The 17,900-nt window shown below is 49.3% G+C and carries 11 protein-coding genes and 1 CRISPR repeat array; of the genes, 8 read left to right on the top strand and 3 right to left on the bottom strand.

Features of this window, described 5'->3' with window-relative positions; genetic code table 11:
* Position 1 precedes the first annotated feature (1 nt).
* Positions 2-796, bottom strand: a complete 795-nt coding sequence (locus AC3WJN_RS13765; protein WP_007778838.1) for a glycosyltransferase family protein — start codon at positions 794-796, stop codon at positions 2-4.
* Between the two features lie 178 nt (positions 797-974).
* Here AC3WJN_RS13765 and AC3WJN_RS13760 point away from each other — a divergent pair, with 178 nt between their 5' ends.
* The 3 genes from AC3WJN_RS13760 to AC3WJN_RS13750 are packed head-to-tail and all read left to right on the top strand — an operon-like array spanning position 975 to position 4,169.
* Positions 975-1,493, top strand: coding sequence for a type IV pilus modification PilV family protein (locus AC3WJN_RS13760; RefSeq protein WP_005830893.1), 519 nt, complete (start codon positions 975-977; stop codon positions 1,491-1,493).
* Positions 1,490-2,263, top strand: coding sequence for a PilW family protein (locus AC3WJN_RS13755; protein ID WP_007778834.1), 774 nt, complete (start codon positions 1,490-1,492; stop codon positions 2,261-2,263). Before AC3WJN_RS13760 ends, AC3WJN_RS13755 begins: the two co-directional genes overlap by 4 nt.
* 4 nt (positions 2,264-2,267) lie before the next feature.
* Positions 2,268-4,169, top strand: a complete 1,902-nt coding sequence (locus AC3WJN_RS13750; protein WP_007778831.1) for a hypothetical protein — start codon at positions 2,268-2,270, stop codon at positions 4,167-4,169.
* Between the two features lie 69 nt (positions 4,170-4,238).
* Here AC3WJN_RS13750 and AC3WJN_RS13745 read toward each other — a convergent pair whose 3' ends face one another.
* Positions 4,239-8,585 carry an Ig-like domain-containing protein gene (locus AC3WJN_RS13745; protein WP_007778828.1) on the bottom strand — a complete coding sequence of 1,449 codons (4,347 nt, stop codon included), beginning with the start codon at positions 8,583-8,585 and terminating at the stop codon, positions 4,239-4,241.
* Positions 8,586-8,865: 280 nt separating this feature from the next.
* On the opposite strand from AC3WJN_RS13745, the gene AC3WJN_RS13740 reads away from it, so the two are divergent.
* A complete protein-coding gene (locus AC3WJN_RS13740) occupies positions 8,866-9,996 on the top strand; it encodes an NAD(P)/FAD-dependent oxidoreductase (RefSeq protein ID WP_007778825.1) in 1,131 nt (376 codons plus the stop codon).
* Positions 9,997-10,445: 449 nt separating this feature from the next.
* Here AC3WJN_RS13740 and AC3WJN_RS13735 read toward each other — a convergent pair whose 3' ends face one another.
* Complete coding sequence (locus AC3WJN_RS13735) at positions 10,446-10,937, bottom strand: GNAT family N-acetyltransferase (RefSeq protein ID WP_005830902.1); 492 nt, start codon at positions 10,935-10,937, stop codon at positions 10,446-10,448.
* Between the two features lie 1,515 nt (positions 10,938-12,452).
* On the opposite strand from AC3WJN_RS13735, the gene AC3WJN_RS13730 reads away from it, so the two are divergent.
* The 4 genes from AC3WJN_RS13730 (at position 12,453) to AC3WJN_RS13715 (ending at position 16,846) form a co-directional block, all read left to right on the top strand.
* Positions 12,453-13,700, top strand: a complete 1,248-nt coding sequence (locus AC3WJN_RS13730) for a helix-turn-helix domain-containing protein (protein ID WP_007778819.1) — start codon at positions 12,453-12,455, stop codon at positions 13,698-13,700.
* Positions 13,701-14,000: 300 nt separating this feature from the next.
* The gene (locus AC3WJN_RS13725) at positions 14,001-14,183 is read left to right on the top strand and encodes an aspartyl-phosphate phosphatase Spo0E family protein (RefSeq protein WP_025845198.1); all 183 of its coding nucleotides are present in this window, start codon (positions 14,001-14,003) and stop codon (positions 14,181-14,183) included.
* A gap of 445 nt (positions 14,184-14,628) precedes the next feature.
* On the top strand, positions 14,629-16,284 hold the full coding sequence (locus AC3WJN_RS13720) for a stalk domain-containing protein (RefSeq protein ID WP_007778817.1): 1,656 nt from the start codon (positions 14,629-14,631) through the stop codon (positions 16,282-16,284).
* A gap of 22 nt (positions 16,285-16,306) precedes the next feature.
* Positions 16,307-16,846, top strand: coding sequence for a hypothetical protein (locus tag AC3WJN_RS13715; protein ID WP_237716587.1), 540 nt, complete (start codon positions 16,307-16,309; stop codon positions 16,844-16,846).
* A 381-nt stretch (positions 16,847-17,227) separates the two neighbouring features.
* A CRISPR array of direct repeats spans positions 17,228-17,560; the repeat unit is 37 nt; unit sequence GTTTCAGTCCCCTCGTTCCTCGGGTCCTCAATGTAAC.
* Positions 17,561-17,900 lie beyond the last annotated feature (340 nt).

Raw genomic sequence — 17,900 nt, 5'->3', positions numbered from 1 at the left:
GTTATTCATTTGTCTGCTTGTCATCGTGGATGAAATTCCATTCATGCTCATCGGCTTTCCCGACATCTGTCCGTTCCGTTGTGTCAGGCATGGTTTTCTTTTCGGCAGGAGACTCTTCCTCGAAAAAGTAGATGATCCGATCCTCGTCTGCTTCCTCGGCCTCTATTTTTGCCGAAGGAGGCTCCAGTGCAGGCATGAACGGAATCGTCTCCGCTTCTTCCTCCTGCAAAAAGTCGTAGCTGATCGCCTCATCCTCGTCGCGGATTTCCGGCAAGCTGCCTTCCTCCTGGCTCACGGCCACTTCAGCCAAAGCCGCCTGTTCGACTTCTTCCTCCAGCTCCAGTTCCAACTCAAGGTCAAGGTCATGCTCAAGCTCATGCTCATGCTGGTGCTCACTCTCATGCTGCTGCTCAAGCTCACTTACTGCTGGCACGCCTTCGTCTTGCTGCTCATCCGCTGCCTCTTCCAAACTCCACGGATGCTGCCGACCCAGCTCCGCTGTCGCCGGCACAGAAAAAACAGGAGCAAATCCGCCTCTCCTTACAGGCACTGCGGACAGCTTCCATGCGCCCCACGCCAGGCAAACCGCGAGCAAAAGAAAAACGGACAGCCACAGCCACAAGCTTGTGTAAGCAATAAAGAAAGGAGAAACGGCGCCGATCAGGACCGCCCCCGCTGCTACCAGCCAGCCTTTTCGCGCAAAAGTGCGCTTCGCCCTCCGATAGAGCATCACTCCAAATAGGGCAGACAATAGAAAATAGCAGCCAATAAATATCAGGACACCTGTTGTATCCATCTTTATTTCACCCTATCCTCTCAAAAAAATATGCCATTAGACCCATTCCTTTCTCTCTAACCCGATTCGACTTTGATGTGCAAATTCCTGTTCGAAATTTTGACATTCCTGTATAATATCCTATTTTTCTCATTTCGTGTACAATAAGGTCACGAACCTTTCCAGGAGGATAACCAGGATGAAAGTACTAGATAACGAAAAAGGCTTGTCCTTGGTCGAAGTGGTCGCATCGCTTCTAATTTTTTCCATCGCCCTCCTGTTTTTGAGCCATTTTCTCGTCAGAAGCTTTGAAATCTCCGGCAATCAGGACAGTCGGCAAGTCGCCATGAACTTGGCCAGGCAGACTGTGGAAGAGTGGCGGGCCGGAAATGGCGTGATCCCAGCCGATCAGCAGCAAGGAATTTCGCTGGCAGATCAATACTTGGGCAAACCGCTTCCTTTTCACCTGCTCGCAAGCATCTGCTCCAACGAGGCACCGAATTGGCCCAACGACTTCAAGGGGATCAAGCTCGCTGACATGACCATCAACGATCGCGTCTACCAGACTTACGTGCTCCCCCGGTTTATCACAACAGAGCAAACAGCATCCCAGTCGCTCATCAGAGTCGTCGTCACAGTCTTTTCAAACGATGTGAAAGTCGCGGAGCTGGAAACATTGATAGCCAATCCAGAGATTGGGCAGGAGAATGACGCATGATAATCAGATCGCGCAAACTACCGCTAACCAAATACCTCAAGGATGAACGCGGGCTTACGCTCGTTGAGGTGCTCACCACGTCGCTCATTTTCTTTGCCATCTTGATCCCGCTGATCGGTGTGTACGTCAAAGGAGTAGAAATCTATCAAACTACTTCCTTAAAAAACACGTTGCGAAACGATACAGATTTTGTCATTGGCGACGTGATGCGCACGATCCAGGAGGCGGACTACGTCAAGCTGCCTTCTGCCTCGGCCGACCCCGAGCAAGGATCAGCGGACGATACGGCAGCACGGCATATCGTCAGCGCCTCTTTTCCCGAGTTTGCCGATGCCACCAGCTCCAGCCAGGTCTATTTGCACAAGCGCTCCGTCAAAATTGATCGAGCCTCCACGAGCACGCAAACAGTGTCGCTGCTCACCAGGGAAACGTATGCTTTTGCCGCCTGTGAAACACACGGGTCAGAGATCAATCCATGCAGCCACATTCCCTTTCCGGCAGATCGTAACCAGTATATGGTAAAAGGCTTTTTCACCATGCCTCAGCAAGAAAACGACGATGCAGCCCAAAAACAGGTAGTTCTCTATCTCGTCGTTGCCCTGCGCTACGGTTCTTTCCCGCTTCCTTCCACAGAGGAGGACAGGCAAAACCACCAGCTTTTTGCCAATTGGACCGAGGTGGAGAACGCCGTCACACAAAACACGGAAAAAGCCCAGTATGTACGTGTCGTCCGTACGGAAATCGAGCTGGGCAGCGAGCAGAAGGGGTGAGTCCATGCAGATCGTCAAAGAAGAGAGGGGCGGCGCCCTTGTCATCGTCTTTTTTATCATTGTCCTGTTTACGGTCCTGGCCCTCTCGCTCGCCAGCTACACCATGCAGAGCGTAAAGCAGCGCACCTTTGCCGAGGATGAGGTGCAGGGCAAACTGCTGGCAGACGCGGGACTGGCCTATTTCCAGGAGTATTTGGAGACGCAGTTGCAGATGCCTCATTCCTTCCTGAACGGGAATGGGACGATCAGCGAGGTGCGGGATTCTTTGTCGCGTCCCACTGAGGTACCAGTGACCCAATCCAGCGACAAGGTCATCGACCTGGTCGAGAGCATCTCCGCTACGGAACCGAATACATACAAGGAAATCCGCTTGCCGGGCATGAACGGCAGCTTCGCCATCCATACCGCCATCGAGTCGCGGATTCCCCGCGACACCGGCAGCACCAGCCAGCCGTATGTGCTGAAGCTCAAAGTGTCCGTGATCGGCATTCCCGACCGGGCGGAAAACTTGCGGAAGGTCAAGCTCACCTCGACTGTCTACGTGAATACCGTGCCTGCGCCTTTTCACTATGCGATCAGCACTCCCGGCCAACTGCGGCTTTTCGGCGGGAGCAACGTGATTGGCAACATCGCAGCCGACTCGGTTGTGACCAGCTCGCGCTATCGTTACAGCTCGTTGAAAAATACGGAGGACAGCGATCCGGCAAACGATGAGGTAGTCTGGGAGGTCGGCACAAGCGGTCCCAACTACGTGGAGGGCGAAATTTTCCTGCCGAGCCGCAGCCGCCTGATGGAAATTGCCGCTTTTCCTGCGGAGGAGCCGAGCAGCACCGCTTTTTCCGGCCCGCGAATTGCTGATCTGGAATCTGCCTTCGTCCCCAGCCCGCTGCCAGACACGGAGGAAAATGCGGTTACGCTCAGTGCTGATCCGGCCACGCCGTACATCCCCGGATATGAGCCGCCTATCGTGACCGAAAGAAACCGTCCGACAGATTCGCTGTTCATAGATGAACAAGTGGGAAGCACCGCGAAATACGTCTCCGACCGCATCCGCGAAGGAAAAGCACTCGCGACCAGCGCACAGCAAATGCCGCCTGTCGAATCGGCCAGATGGTTCAGAGACCCTGACGAAGCGGATGGCGCAGTGCCTCCTGGCTTTATCGATGCCTACGCGCCGAGCGGTGAGTTGCTCGTCATCGAATCGCCTTATCGCGATGCCAACCCGGATTTCCTGAACCTGACGGCCCGCTTCACGGGAGATTCGCTGGAAAACATTCGCCATCTGTACATCAGCGGTCCGGACGGCGAAGGAATGGCAGCGGTAGAGATGGGCAGAAGCGGCTCGTTCAAGGCGGAGCCGGACCATGAAGGCAAGCCTTTCACTTACACGGGCACGATCTACATCAAGGGCAACCTGGACATTGTCGGAGACGTGTCCATCAACGGCACGGTTTATGTCGATGGCAACGTGGTCATTCGCGAGATCCAAAATATTACGCAGCCCGGTCGGAAAAACAACCTGGTCATTATCGCGTCCGGCACGATCAGCCTCACAGACAGGTACAAAGACGAAAGCTCGATCGACAGCAAGGACATTTATCCACTCTCGGCCTTCCTGTACTCGGAGAGCGCCATGGAGATTTACTCGATCAACTCCCACAACCGGCTGATTGGCGGAATCGCCACAGGCCGCAGCGTGCGTGATGCTGTAGAAGAAGGAACCAGCTACATCGAATTGAACTCCGTGCGCGAAGACCGTGCGGAAAAGCCACCGACGCACATGTCGATTTCTTTTGACCGCAACATTTTCGAAGAGAAGACACCGGGCCTCCCGCCTGGCGACCGTTTTCACATCGACATGTACGACAAAGAGTATCCCGAAGTAGGAGATCCGATCCTGGAGTAAAAGCAAAAGTGCCAATGCGAGACAAACCAGTTCGCATTGGCACTTTCTATTTTTCATGTCAGGAAGCGGTTATTGACGTGTCCCCGTTGCCAGAACGGTGATGGTCAACTCATCTTGCGTATGCTTGATTGGGGATTCTATTTTCTTTCCTCCCTTGCGAATGGTCGTAACGGTGTATTCGACTTCTACGGTAATCTTGTATGTTTTCGTCTTCGAATTGTCCGTTTTCAGATTGAGGAACTTCTCTGCAAAAATATCGCTATGCGGGAGAGCAACCGTTGTGCCAGGTTCACCGCTTCCGACCTGCACAATCGTATATTTTGCATTTTTTACGTTGACCTTGACTCTGCCATCGACATCTACGTCTTTAAAAGAGTAGCCCAGGCGCACGTTTACCGCCCTGTTTTCCTGCACGCTTCCAGTCGAGATGACAAAGGCATACGGCGAAGTTCTTTCTTTCGGCGGTGTCAGGACAACCTGGCGAGTCGTCACATAGCCGTCGCCATTATCTGCCTTGATGATAACCGTGGTTTCCACGTACTTTCCGCCTTCCGTGCGCAGCGGAATGTCCAGGTAGTTATCGTTTTTGCTGTCCATGTTGGGAATAGGCGTAAAGTCGCTTTCCGTAGGGTTAGGCGTTGTGCTGTACTTCCAGACGGTATCCTCGGTGACATGCTCTTGAGGGGTCACCTTCACAGTCCCTATGCTTTCCAGCTCCAAAACCTTCTCCGCCTCTGCCGTAAATACCGGATACTCGCTACCGCCGATCGTGATGACCTTCGACACGCTCATTTCATTAACATCCGTCGTATCTCCGTCCTCGTTAAAGTCTTGGCGCATGGCGACTACAAAGTGGTTCACGCCTGGCTTCAACGGTACGCCTTGAGCAGTGGTGCCGTTGTTGAAATCGGTCAGTTGCGTCTGGTGGTTGACATTCTTGTTATCGCTCTCGTAAACCCAGCCAAAGGTTGCATTTGGCATGATCGTTCCAGACGGCGTAGCGACAAGCTTGGCCGTCTGCGAGCTGCCCTCTCGCTCGCCCGTCGCCGTAATTTCGATTGGCGGGTTAAAGTACACTTTCCCTTCTGCTTCGTTGGAAAGCTGTCCCAGCCCGTTTTTCACCTGACCTGTAATCACCGCAGGCCCGACAAAAGGTCCGCCCAACGAGGTCTGATTTTGCTCAATCGTAAACTGGTACGTCGTTTTGAACAGGCCGTTTCCGACTTCAACCGGAGCCTTCGGTGTGCCAGGGTCTACAGAAGTACCGTTGATGCGAAAATCCGGTTGCAGCACTTCGGTTTTACTGAAGTGGATGACTTCTGCCGTAATGACTACTTCTTTTGGATACAAGCTGTTCCAGCCATCGTTAGGTGTCATGGTCAACTGCGGCTGGGACGAAACGATGACCAGGCACGTATCCGTATATCCGCCGTCCACTGTCGTCACCGTGATCGTTGCCTGACCGCTGCCGACAGCGACGACACGCCCTACCGAGTCGACGGTCGCTACTTTTTCGTTGCTGGAGGTCCATTTCACGTCTTTGTTTTCTGCATCAGCCGGGAAGACGGTTGCCACCAGCTTCTCGGTATTGCGAGCCGGATCTTCCGCGACGAGTGTAATTTGCTCTTTATTGAGGGTGACGCCTTCCACAGCCGTGTACACATTGAAGTTCACGCTGTTGAACTTGTCCGTAATCTCCGCTTCCGTAAAATCGGTGTAATTCATCTGAGCTTGGTTGAGCGTGTACAGACCGCTTTTCGTTGCTTTCAGCTCTACGGTGAATTGCTGTTTCTCCGCACGGTACACCTTGCCGGCAGACGTATTCACGAGGTTGTACGTCACATCCTGCAACTGTCCAGCCAGTTGCTTTTTGCCTCCTGACGTAGACTGTTGCCACCCTTCGGAATTGCTGCTCACTTCAATGCCCTCCGGGTAAATTTCGTTGAAGCTGATATTTTTCAAGGTAAGCTGATTGCCAGTAACCTGATACACGTATCCCTGGAAGACGCCTGTGTAGTTGCCAGCCGCATCCTTTTTCACTTCAAAGCGGCCAAAGTTGAGGATCGGCGCCACTGTGGAACTGCTGGTCAGCTTCGTATCGTCGACGATCGGCAGCGTAATGATCGCCTTTCGATCATACAAATATTTCAAGCCTTCATTCAGTTCGTTTTTCAGATTGCTGCCTGGCAGCGTATTGACGGTCGCACCGAGTGAAACGGATTGGGTGTAGCCTGTCTTCAACAGATTCAGGTATGCCGTGCCAGTGTTTGGACTTGCCCACGCAATCGGTCCAAAATCCCCTTTTGTCGGGTCCTGGAACGAATACGCCTGGCCGACCACATAGCTCTCCTGCGGCATCCAGATTGGACGCAGACCTGTCGACGCCAGCTCGCTGACGGGAATATCCCTAGGCTCGATGGTGTACTCGATCGCGATCGGATCGCTTTTCTTGATCCGTCCCGGATTTTCATTGAGCACTTTGCGAGACAGGGCGAGCGCAGGTGTCACTTTGTCTACGATGACTTTTCGCGTAACGGTTTGCTTGGCTCCCTTGCTGTCTTCCACCTCTACCCTGATCTCGATCTCGCCGCCGTTCGGCTTGGTATTGGCCGCCTGATAAATGACGATCGAGCCGTTACCTGTCCGATCATTGGAGTAGACCTGCTTGCCGTCGACGTAGATTTTCGTTTTCAGCATGAAGTCTTTCAAATCGTAGTCGTCCACGCGGTAGACGATATCGAACGCCTTGTCGGTGCTGCGAATGCGCTCCTTGTCATTTGGCGCAATCATCGTAATGATCGGCGCATGGTTGGCACCGATGAAGGCGCGGTACAGCGTGTTGACGAACAGCTTTTGCTCGGAATCCGGAAAGCTGCTGGAGGTGTGTCCCGTACCCGAGTAGGTGACGCCTCCCTTGGAGTAGGTGTAGTAATGGTTCCAGCTATCGTCGACGTCCCGGTTGCTGCCTGTCATGTTGTACCACGGAATGACAGTCGGATCTTCCAGGTCAAGCGTATAGTACTGGTCGTGCGTTTCCGCCACCGTGACGGATTCTCCCAAAGCAAACGGGTACTGCGTCAGCAAGCCGCTGTTGACTTGCTTGGTCGTTTTCGAACGGTTCGGCGCTCCGAAGCCCAGGTTGTGCATCGGGTCGATTTGTCCGCTAATGTCTTTGAAATACGTGAGCCAGTTGTTGCTGCTGCGGTAGATCGTATCGTGGGAAAACATGACGCCCTGGCCTGTGCGGATAAAAGATTGCACCGCTTCGGCTGCTGCTGTACTGATCGACGCGCCTTCGTTGTATGTATCCCGGAAGCCAAACACCAGCATGTCGTAGTTGCCGTTCAAGGTCTTGTAATACGTTTTGTTGAAATCACTCATCGAAACCGTATTGATCTGGAGGGCGTAATCGGTGCCGTTGTCCAGATACGCCTTCTGAATCCGCTTGTTCAAATCGCTCTCGTCATTGGAGCTGACGGTTACTTGCAGCACCCTGACGTTCACTTTTTGATCGCGGAACTGAAAAATGCCTGTCTCGTAATCTTTCAGCTTGGTCGCTTCGTCTACCAGCTCCAGCTTCCAGTAGTACAGCGTGGACAAGCCTTTTGGCAGGACGAAGGAAAGCTCGTTGACTGCGCTGTTGGCCGTAAGCGAAGTCGTGCTGACCAGCTCTTCCGGCTCATATACTCTGTCGAAGTCAGCGTCAATGTACAGATTGGCGCTCAGCCCGCGGCCGACAAAAGAAGAGTAGTTCGCCAACTTGAACGTGTAGGTGATCTTATCTCCCGGACCGTAAATGGCATGCGAGGAAAGCGTGTAATCGCTCGGCTGGGAAAGAATGGTCAAGCGCGGTCTTGTCGCTATGTTTTGCGCAATTTTTTTCGCTGCATCTGAGGCGCTGCTGGCAAAAAGGACATTTTTCTGGCTGCCACTTTTATATGGGTTAAAATGCGCTTTCAACTTGCCTGTATTTTTGGTAACGGTATCGTTGTGCAAGACTACCAGTTGGCCTTTGCTGATAAACTCCTTTTTGATCGCTTCGGCCTTCAGGTCGGTGATGTCGTTCATTTTGTTTTTTGTATCGTGCGCGTTGGCCCGATCCGTCGGGGAACTGGAGTTTTCCATGTTGCGATAGCTTACCGGATCCGTGCTGTACTTCCCGGAGCCGATGTAGATCGCATCGTATTTCCCGTCCAGCTCTTCGCGAATCGCGACGAATTTTTTCATGCTCATCGTCGTGATCGCATAGTCGGAACTGGACAAGGAAAGCTCCGAACTGCCGGAATCCGTAATCTCCAAAATCTGCTTTTTCAAGTCGTTCCCGCTATTCGCATGGCTAATCGCCTGCGGCCCCCAAGTCCCCAACGTCAGTTGAACCATGAGCAGGAACAATAGCAAAAGCCTCCATACTCTCACTTTTTCCCTCTCCTCCTTTTTCCTTTTTGGCTTGGCTTCGTATAAGCGCCAGAAGCAAAATCATGATGGTTTTGCCCTTTAGCTGTCTAGCAATCCGCCAACGACTATATTACTATCAGATTACGCCAATATTGGTACTTTTGCACTAATTATCTTTTCGACAATTACGCCTTCATCTGTTCACAAGCTTGGGTCCATGGCAGACGTACCTTTTCTTGCTCCGTTAGTTTATAGTAATAAGGAAGCCATTGTACACCCCTCATGAAAAAGGATGCGAACCATGCAAAAAATCATTGTTGTAGGTGCCGGAATTTTGGGTGCTTCGACGGCGTATCAGCTATCAAAAAGAGGCGCAGAAGTAATCATTGTGGACCGAAAACATGAAGGCCAGGCCACCGATGCAGCCGCAGGGATCATTTGCCCGTGGCTGTCGCAAAGGCGCAATCAGGCGTGGTACAAACTGGCGAAGGAAGGCGCGCGCTTTTACCCCTCGCTGATCGCCGAGCTTGAGCAGAGCGGCGAGACGAGCACCGGGTATGCCCGTGTCGGCGCTCTTAGCATTCACAAGGATACAGACAAGCTGCAGGCGCTGGAAAAGCGGGCTCTCACGCGCAAGGAAGATGCGCCGGAGCTGGGCGACGTCACCATGCTTTCCTCCGAGGAGACAAAAGCGCTTTTTCCTCCGCTCGACGAGGACTACGCCGCGGTGCATGTCACAGGAGCCGCTCGCGTGGATGGCCGCGCCCTGCGGGATGCTTTGCTGCGGGCTGCGCAAAAAAATGGAGCTGTGCTTCTATACGAGGAAGCTACCCTGGTACACAACGGAACGCGGGTAACCGGAGTGCGTGCAGGCTCTGAAACGATCACCGCCGATTCCGTCATCGTCTGTGCCGGAGCGTGGGCGAACGAAATTTTCCAGCCTCTGGGCGTCCAGTTTCAGGTTACTTTCCAAAAGGGGCAAATTGTCCATCTGGACTATCCAGACGCGAATACGGGCAACTGGCCTGTGGTGATTCCGCCCAACGATCAATATTTGCTCGCCTTCGATCAGCAAAAAATGGTCGTCGGAGCCACGCACGAAAACGACGTCGCAGGCTTCGACACGCGCGTAACGCCAGGCGGCTTGCATGAAGTGTTCACAAAAGCGCTGGACATCGCCCCCAGGCTTGCCGACAGCACGTTCGTGGAAGCGCGGGTAGGCTTTCGCCCGTTCACGCCGGGATTTCTTCCCGTCCTCGGCCCGCTCCCCGGCTGGGAAGGCATTTTCGTCGCCAATGGCCTCGGCGCGTCCGGCCTGACAATGGGGCCTTACGTCGGTTATCAGATGGCCAAGCTTGCCCTAGGACTGGACATGGATATTCAGTTGGAGCATTACGCTGTGTCAGGCGCGATTGTTGCTGAATGTGAATGAGTTTGGAAAAGCGAGGTCTTGTCCCTTTTTGGGGTGGGGCCTTGTTTTTGTTTTCGGTTTTTTTGTCGGTTGTGTTGTCGGTTTGTTTTCGTTGCGGTTGTCGTGTATAGAGCGAGTGAAAGTCGTTGTAGCTCGGCTTAGCAAGCGGATTTTGTATGGTAGAGAGGCAAAACTGAATGGATTGCGCTTTTAGGGCCGGGCTTGGCTTTTGGTCGATTGTTTCCGGTGTGATGGCTAGTGTCCAGGCTGGCGGTTGTATTCGTGTGAATGCGTAGCAAGCATGCCGGAGCTGAGATGAGTGCTGTCGAAGAAGGAGAACTGCGAGTTGCAGGAACAAACAGAGTGTGAAAAGAGCCGGGAGCCCTTTACCAATGCGGGTTTCCGGCTTGTTTTTCGTGTGCAGCTCCGCTGTCTGCTGGCGCTGTAGTAGCGTATAGCGTAGCTAGCGATTATTGCGGGTCATTTGGCAGCGGCAAACAGAAAACAAATTGCTCGCCGAGCGGCCCCATTCTTCTGCGCCCGGTATCTGCAAAGCCCGCTGCCACATACAGCCGCTGGGCAGGGATGTTTTTATGGTTCACTGCCAAAACAATTTCCGTACAGGCAGGAAACTCGGTACGGATAAATGCCGGCAAGAGAAGCATTCCTTGCTTTGCATAGCCTTTGCCTTGTTGTGCATGGTTAATGGAAAAGGAAGTGAGCAGCATCGCGTCGGGGTTCGCGGAATACTCCTTTACCCGCTCCGTGGAATGGAGCAAGAAGAAGCCTACGGGTTCCTTTTCGCTTACAATCACAATCGGGTATTGGCCTTCTGTTACCGCGAGAGTCTCGACAGGCAATGATGTAAACTGTCCCTGTTCTTCGGGGAGTTCAAACGAGCGCAGCGCTGGCAAGTGAGCGGGAGAATAGTGCGTCAATTTAACGTGGACGGGTTTGTTCATTGGGGGAGCACCTGCTTTTTATTTTTATAGTAGCATAGGAACGTACGTTTGTCATTACAGATAGATATAGCGTAGTTGTAGGAATGAGGGTGGGGTGTATGGGGGATGGTCTTACGGATAGTAACGGTTCGCTCCCTATATTTGGATCAGTCCGGGATAGTTCCCAAAATACAACAATTGTAAAAGTGTGAATTAGGGCATTTTGCTTACTTTCCAGTTGTTTTAGCGCTCCATACTGCCTTCTTGAAAGTCAGCGCGTGGCTCTTTGTTTTTTCTTAAATAGATCCACGAGGACGATCAAAGCCAGAATCAAAACGGAGTGCACGAAAGGCTTCAGGATGCTGGGGTCGTCGTAAATAAAGTAGGCCACTATAAAGTTAAGGGCAAACGTGATGAAGTATCCGAACATTTGGTCACCTCGTTTCGGAACTGGGGTTTTGGTTGGGCGGATTTTTTAATGTTGGGCTTTGCGGTTTGTTCAGTATGAGTTTAATTTTTTCGTAGGCTTATTTTGTGGGTTTAGGGTGTTCTAGGCAGTTGCCATTTTGTCGTAAGAACTTGGTTCGTTGTGGCAGTTCACTCGTGTTCGGGTTCGTAATGTACAGAAGCGAAAAAAGCAGAACAGTCTGTGTTAGAGCGGTTTCAGTCCCTTTGTTTCTCGGGGTCTTAATGTAACGTGACCTCATCGGTTTTTACCCTGAGTTTTCAGCGTGTTTCAGTCCCCTCGTACCTCGGGTCCTCAATGTAACGGTTTAAGGTTTTCATAGTTATGTCCTCCTTTATAAAGGTTTCAGTCCCCTCGTACCTCGGGTCCTCAATGTAACTATAAGTAAACAGCGGATAAACTACGTAGTAAGAGAAGTTTCAGTCCCCTCGTACCTCGGGTCCTCAATGTAACCGACCTTGGTCGGCATGAACAAACTCAGTAATGCCAGGGCTTTGCTTGTAGTCAAAGTCCTCAACATTCCGCACTTTTTTCGAGGATTACCTTTCTGTCCAAAAACAGGCCCCATCCTCGAAAACACTTTCTCTCCATTTATTTTCCGGCTGAGTCCTATCATTAGTATTCACTTGCAGGGGTATAATCATGTGCTCTCACGACTATAATAAATCATTTGCCTCATTTTTATAATACCTCTCCCTCGTTTCCTGCCGAAATCACGACAAAATATCTTTTGTCCACAAAAAGACGCACCTCACTTCTCATCTTCCCTTTCGGCAGACATCCCCATCGCCCAGCATGGCGCCGAAGGTTCTTCCTGTTTCCTCAGATTCTTTCTTGCTCACTCTCATCTGCGTATCTATTGCTCTTGGAGAAACAAGACCCCATCGGGACTTTTCCCCTCAAGCTCAGTGCCATACCACTCGCAGCCTGGTTAAAAAACTTCTCGTTACCGAGATGCCAGTTTCCCTTGACCAGCACTGTACAGTAAACTAAAGTGGAATTTGGATTTCTCAATATTTACCAGAAACAAAATTCGCCCACGCAAAACTTTTTCGATTAGGAGGTATTCTATGAGGCTGCAAGAACCGTTGCAACGTTCGTTGCGGTCAGCGATAGAAAAAATCCAAAAGCAATACGGCTACACCCTAAGCAAACTCAGTGCGCTGTCGGGAATCAATCACGGGCATCTCAGCGATATTTTACGGGGCAATCGCCCGATGACGATAAGACAGTTGGATGCCTTGGCTACAGCATTTGAACAGCCTCCCGGATGGCTGTATGAATTGTACCCCGACGAGTGCTTTGCCAAAGAAAGAGTCTCGCGGCCGAGGGTGATCCCGTATTTGATCCGGTGTGCTGAGATTGGGCGACAGGATTGCATTCAACCGATCGTTTCTAAACTGCTGGATGAGCAAAAAAATGTGGATATCCTCTTTTCAGTAGGAGAACGCCTCTTTGAAGCGGGGAAGCGCAAGGAATCCATTCCTTTTTACCAGCTCGTGATTGAAAATGAAAAGGATAGCCATTCAGAACGCTTTTCGCTCAGTCAGTACAGATTGTTTCGTGCAACGCTAGGAGCGAATGCCGAAGACAACTGGAAAGCCGTCATCCGCTTTGAACCTTATCGAAATCGCCTGCCGGAAAATTATCAGTTGGACGGGTTGCTTCAGTTGGCGAATGTATCTTTTGTTTTGCAAAGGTGGAGCGATATGGAAAAGTATGCAGACGAGCTCCGCTTACTGGCCTCGAAGGTTTACGAGCATGAATGGCGCAAACGGAAAAACGCCAAGACGTGTGAGCCGCTCAAGACCGAGCGTCATCTGGTTGTGTATTACGGTCAAGGCTTTCTGCTGAAAGGAGCTGCCTTGCAGATGCAAGGGCTGTATGGTGAAGCGAAAAAGTATGTGCAGGGCTATGCTGATCTTGACTGGTTTGAACTCCTTGATAATACAGGGCGAATGGAAGTAGAGAAGTTCAAGACATGGGCAAAAGCCAATATGTACACGTATGATTTACTGATGGGAGATACCCAAGTCTTGCCCGAGTATTTGGATTTTTTAGACAAACACCCTACGGAAATACCAGCCGGACTTTTGACGATCATGGAAGTTGCCAGCAAATTCGACATTTCTATCGATCATGTTTTAGAGCGGTATTCTGCGGAAATCGAACGCTTTTATGAACATCAGGATCAGATTAATAAGGGAAGACATTATAACTTCCGGTATTTTAAAATCGCATATGAATTGAAGCGCGGCCGCATGAACAAAGCACTCGACGAAATTTTATGCTGCATGGACTTGGCCGACTTGTGCTAGATTTTGGTTAATGTATCGGTCCTCTGCGACGTGTCCAAACCACTCCGCAAAGCAGTACTTGCTTTGCTTGGCAGTTCAAAAACGAAATAGCCTGAGATAAAAGCCAGCATTTGTGTAAACGTGCTGGCTTTTATATTTCCTTATTTTCTCTAAACCGAATTTTTTGGAGAGTGCTGTATAGTAGAATTGCCCTTCCCTTACACAAAAAGGAAGGTATCACCGAGAAATTTCCGATTAACCAGATCTTTTCCCGATTAAACTGGAACAAATCACTTTTAATCTCTCCATAAAGACAGGTGTATGATTCAAGTGAACAAAAAAAGGAAAAATGAAGAAGACCTATTGAATATCATCGAAGAATTACGAAGACAACTTGTTAAACTCGTTCAGGAAAAAGGATTGGACCATATAGAGGTTGTAATTCTGAGCCAGCGTCTGGATGAATATATTGTCCAGTTTCAAAGCAGTATGAATCCAAAATGATAGCGATTACACGATTTCTCGGGAATGTAAATTTTTTTGAGTAAATGGGTTTTTAACAGGCGGATGGCAACATGAGCGGCTTTACATGTAGAGGCGGGTAGGAACACACGCGGCGTCCGCCTTGCGAGGCAATATGCCTTCAATCAATCACACGCGATCTTCAGCGGCCATAAAGTGCGCTTTGTCGTCTGAACGTCGATGCCCAAGCAGATGCTCTGGATATCGTTCTGCTGCTCTACGGCTCTTTGTAGTTGCCTTCTCATTGTTACTCGCACTCAAGACGGAACTTATACTCATATCGTGAACATTAAGTAAAACATGCAACTATATACGAATTTACTGCGACAAGAATTGTCGAAATTTGTAAACAAAAAATAATTTACAATTATGGTATTCATTCCTATATTCTATATGTTTTTAACAAGTTATTCCAGGAGTGAACATAATGGTAAAGAACATCTCTATTCGCGATTACACACCTAGTAGAAGCAACACGGATCAAACTGCAAAAGTTACTACTCCACCCAAAACATCCCCTCCTCCTAAAGAAGTAGCCACTGCGACACCCAAACCAAAAAGTGACTCCGTTCAAATTAGTCTGGCTGCACAACAGGCTTACGAACAGTCTTCTTTTGCAAACCGCTCAACAACGTCTACAACATCCTATAGCCCGTCCCTTTCATCCGCTTCTGGAAGTAAAGTAGCAGGAGTTACGGCGTACAGTGCAAGTTCTAATAGTATAGATGTTACAGTGAACGGCAGAAACATATCCGCTGGTAATTCTAACGTCGATGGATATAAAAAAGACGGAATGAACATGGTTGCAATCAAGGCTGTGCTAGAGGAGCTTGGCGGGCGAGTCTCTTATGAACAGGGGAATGGGTTTGCAAAAATCACCTTAAAAGGGGAAGGTGGTAGTTACGTTAAACTCAGAATTAGCAGTGGACAAATCACCTACGCTGGTACATATTCGAAGGACGGTGACAGTGAAAGGAGTATTACAATCGGTGCTGCTGAAATTAAAAATGGAACGACCTATGTTTCGGATGATGTAATTAGTCGATTGTATGCGGTCAAAGTCACTTCAAACCCAAAGGGAAACTCGGTAGTTATTAACAGCTCGATTAATCAAACAGAGGTAAACGGAAATCAGGTCAAAATTAACAGTTTAATGGTTCGGGACCATAATTTATATGCGACGCCACAAGAATTGCTTTGGGCGGCTGGCTATCAGACCAAATATGAAGGAACCACCTTGATTGGGACTAAAGGAGATACACGGGTAAAATACAACCTTCAAAGAGGCTCCTTAGAGATTAATGAAAATCATAAGGTGAAAAAATATGACGTCAAACTGGAAAACTTCGATCACAAAGATGTGGTGCGCGTTTCTTCTTTCCTAAACAAATTGCCTGATACGGATGTAGAATGGGATCAGAGGAAAGGAACGTTAGAAATTAATACATCTACATTCGATGATTGGGAAAATCGAACGGGAAGCTTTATCTTTGCCGCTTTGGGTGAAATGGCGGTTGAATTTGCCTTTTCCGATGTGAAAACCCTATTCGATCCCAAAGCCAGCAAAACAGAGAAAACAGTAGCTGCCGCCTCTTTGCTTCCAACTGGTAAAGCTTTAAAAATCCCTGCTGTCGCAGCCCTTTTGACGAGATTTGGCGGTGATGGGGAACATGTACTTCGAATGGTTAATCTCGGTAGCAATGTCGGGGAAGCTTTGGCTGAATCCAAAAAAGCTGTCTTGTTTGAAGGGAATAGCAACTGGGGTTGGAAACATATTAAGGATTTACACGTAGGCGACCCAAATCGTCTCCCTAGAGGCAAAACCATCTTCCCTTCCGCCATGTCTGAGAGAGACATCATGAATTTGATTATGGATCAACTGAATAAGGTGAACAAACCTACCGCACAGGAATTTATGAGAAATAATGCTGGAACTTACGACTTGAATGATGTCTACGATATTACATTTTCACAAGAAAAGCACGGTATTAAATCATTGAGAATTGTCGTCAATCATAATTTAGGAACGATAACGACTGCATATCCATTGAGTGGATCGAAAGTGCGAGAAGGAAGATTGTAAAGGAGGCTGCTTTAACTTGAAGATGCATTTTCAAATCGAGAAGCAGGAACGGCTTGAACAGGGGAAATTTTTTGAGTTTTTTAAAGGAAAAGTAGATATTACGTGCACATGGAATGGAAACGAGTTTGTGTTTTCCTTCTTTCGGGCAGTTGATGCCTTGGATGAGTTTTTTAGTCTGCTTTATCTCATGGAATCAAGGGGTGTCAAGATCAAGATGGAGAATCCAGATTCGGTTGGCACCTACTATTTTGAATTGAAAGATGAGCAATTCGTCCTTGATTACTTTATTTTTGAGGATTTGGTGGCCCATTATGAAGCACCGGTTCCTTATCATACTTTTAAAAAAGAATTGGTAGCCTCACTCCATACCTATTTGGAAGAGTTAAAGAAGATAAACCCTGACATCACAAATCATCCAATCTATCAGGGGCTTACCCGTTGCCAAATAAACCGCGAGTGGTTTGACCACTATTGTGAAATGATCGCTGACGCTTATCGCCGAGCGAATCGGGAAGTGCCTGCCCGAGATGAGTTATTCCGTCATCATATTGTAAAAAAGTAAATACAGAATTATGCGAGTCTCTGCACCAAAACCTTGATTTCCAAAAAAATTCCTTCTCGACTGAGAAACATACTATAAATTCATAACCAGCCGTCCATGATATGCTCCCTCATAGTAGACAGAGTACATGCTTGCTTTTTCTGTCTACTATGAGGGGTTTTCTTATAGAAAAGGTCTGGGGAACTCTTGACGCTGCGTTCGAGAAAAAAGCAGTGGATGTATCATTGAGCCTTTTGCAAAATTAGGTTTTCGTTAAAAAATGAAGGTAATGATACGTAAAATTGGCCCGATCATCAAGAATGCTGTTGTTTCAGTCCCTCTTTTCTCGGGTCCTCAATGTAACTATGAGCTGCTATCGACAATGACGTATCAACAGCAACCGTTTCAGTCCCCTCGTTCCTCGGGTCCTCAATGTAACAGGCGGACGGGAAAATTCACCCGTGGCACAATACGTGTTTCAGTCCCCTCGTTCCTCGGGTCCTCAATGTAACTACGGTGCTGCCGATCAGCCAACTGGCGATTTTTGGCGGTTTCAGTCCCCTCGTTCCTCGGGTCCTCAATGTAACCTGGAGAGCATCCCTGCCGAACGGTGGACAATGGCCTGTTTCAGTCCCCTCGTTCCTCGGGTCCTCAATGTAACCGGATGCGATTTCGGACAAAGCCGTTAAGAAGATCATGTTTCAGTCCCCTCGTTCCTCGGGTCCTCAATGTAACCGACCTTGGTCGGCGTGAACAAACCCAGTCATGCCAGGGCTTTGCTTGTAGTCAAAGCCTTCAACATTCCTCTCTTTTTTCGAGGATTATCTTTTTGTCCAAAAACAGGCTTCATCCTCGAAAACACTTTTTCTCCACTTGCTTTCCGGCTGTATCCTACCATTAGTATTCACTTTCAAGAGTATAATCATGTGCTCTCACGACTATAATAAATCATTTGCCTCATTTTTGTAAGATTGCTCCCTCGTTTCCTAACGAAATCACTACAGAATATCTTTTGTTAATTAAGGAGGCACACCGCAACCTCCCCTCTTCCCCTTCAACAGCCATTCCCATCCAT

It is taken from the genome of Brevibacillus sp. FW306-2-1A-C05A (assembly GCF_058781555.1).
This window is presented reverse-complemented; position numbering and strand designations above follow the sequence as displayed.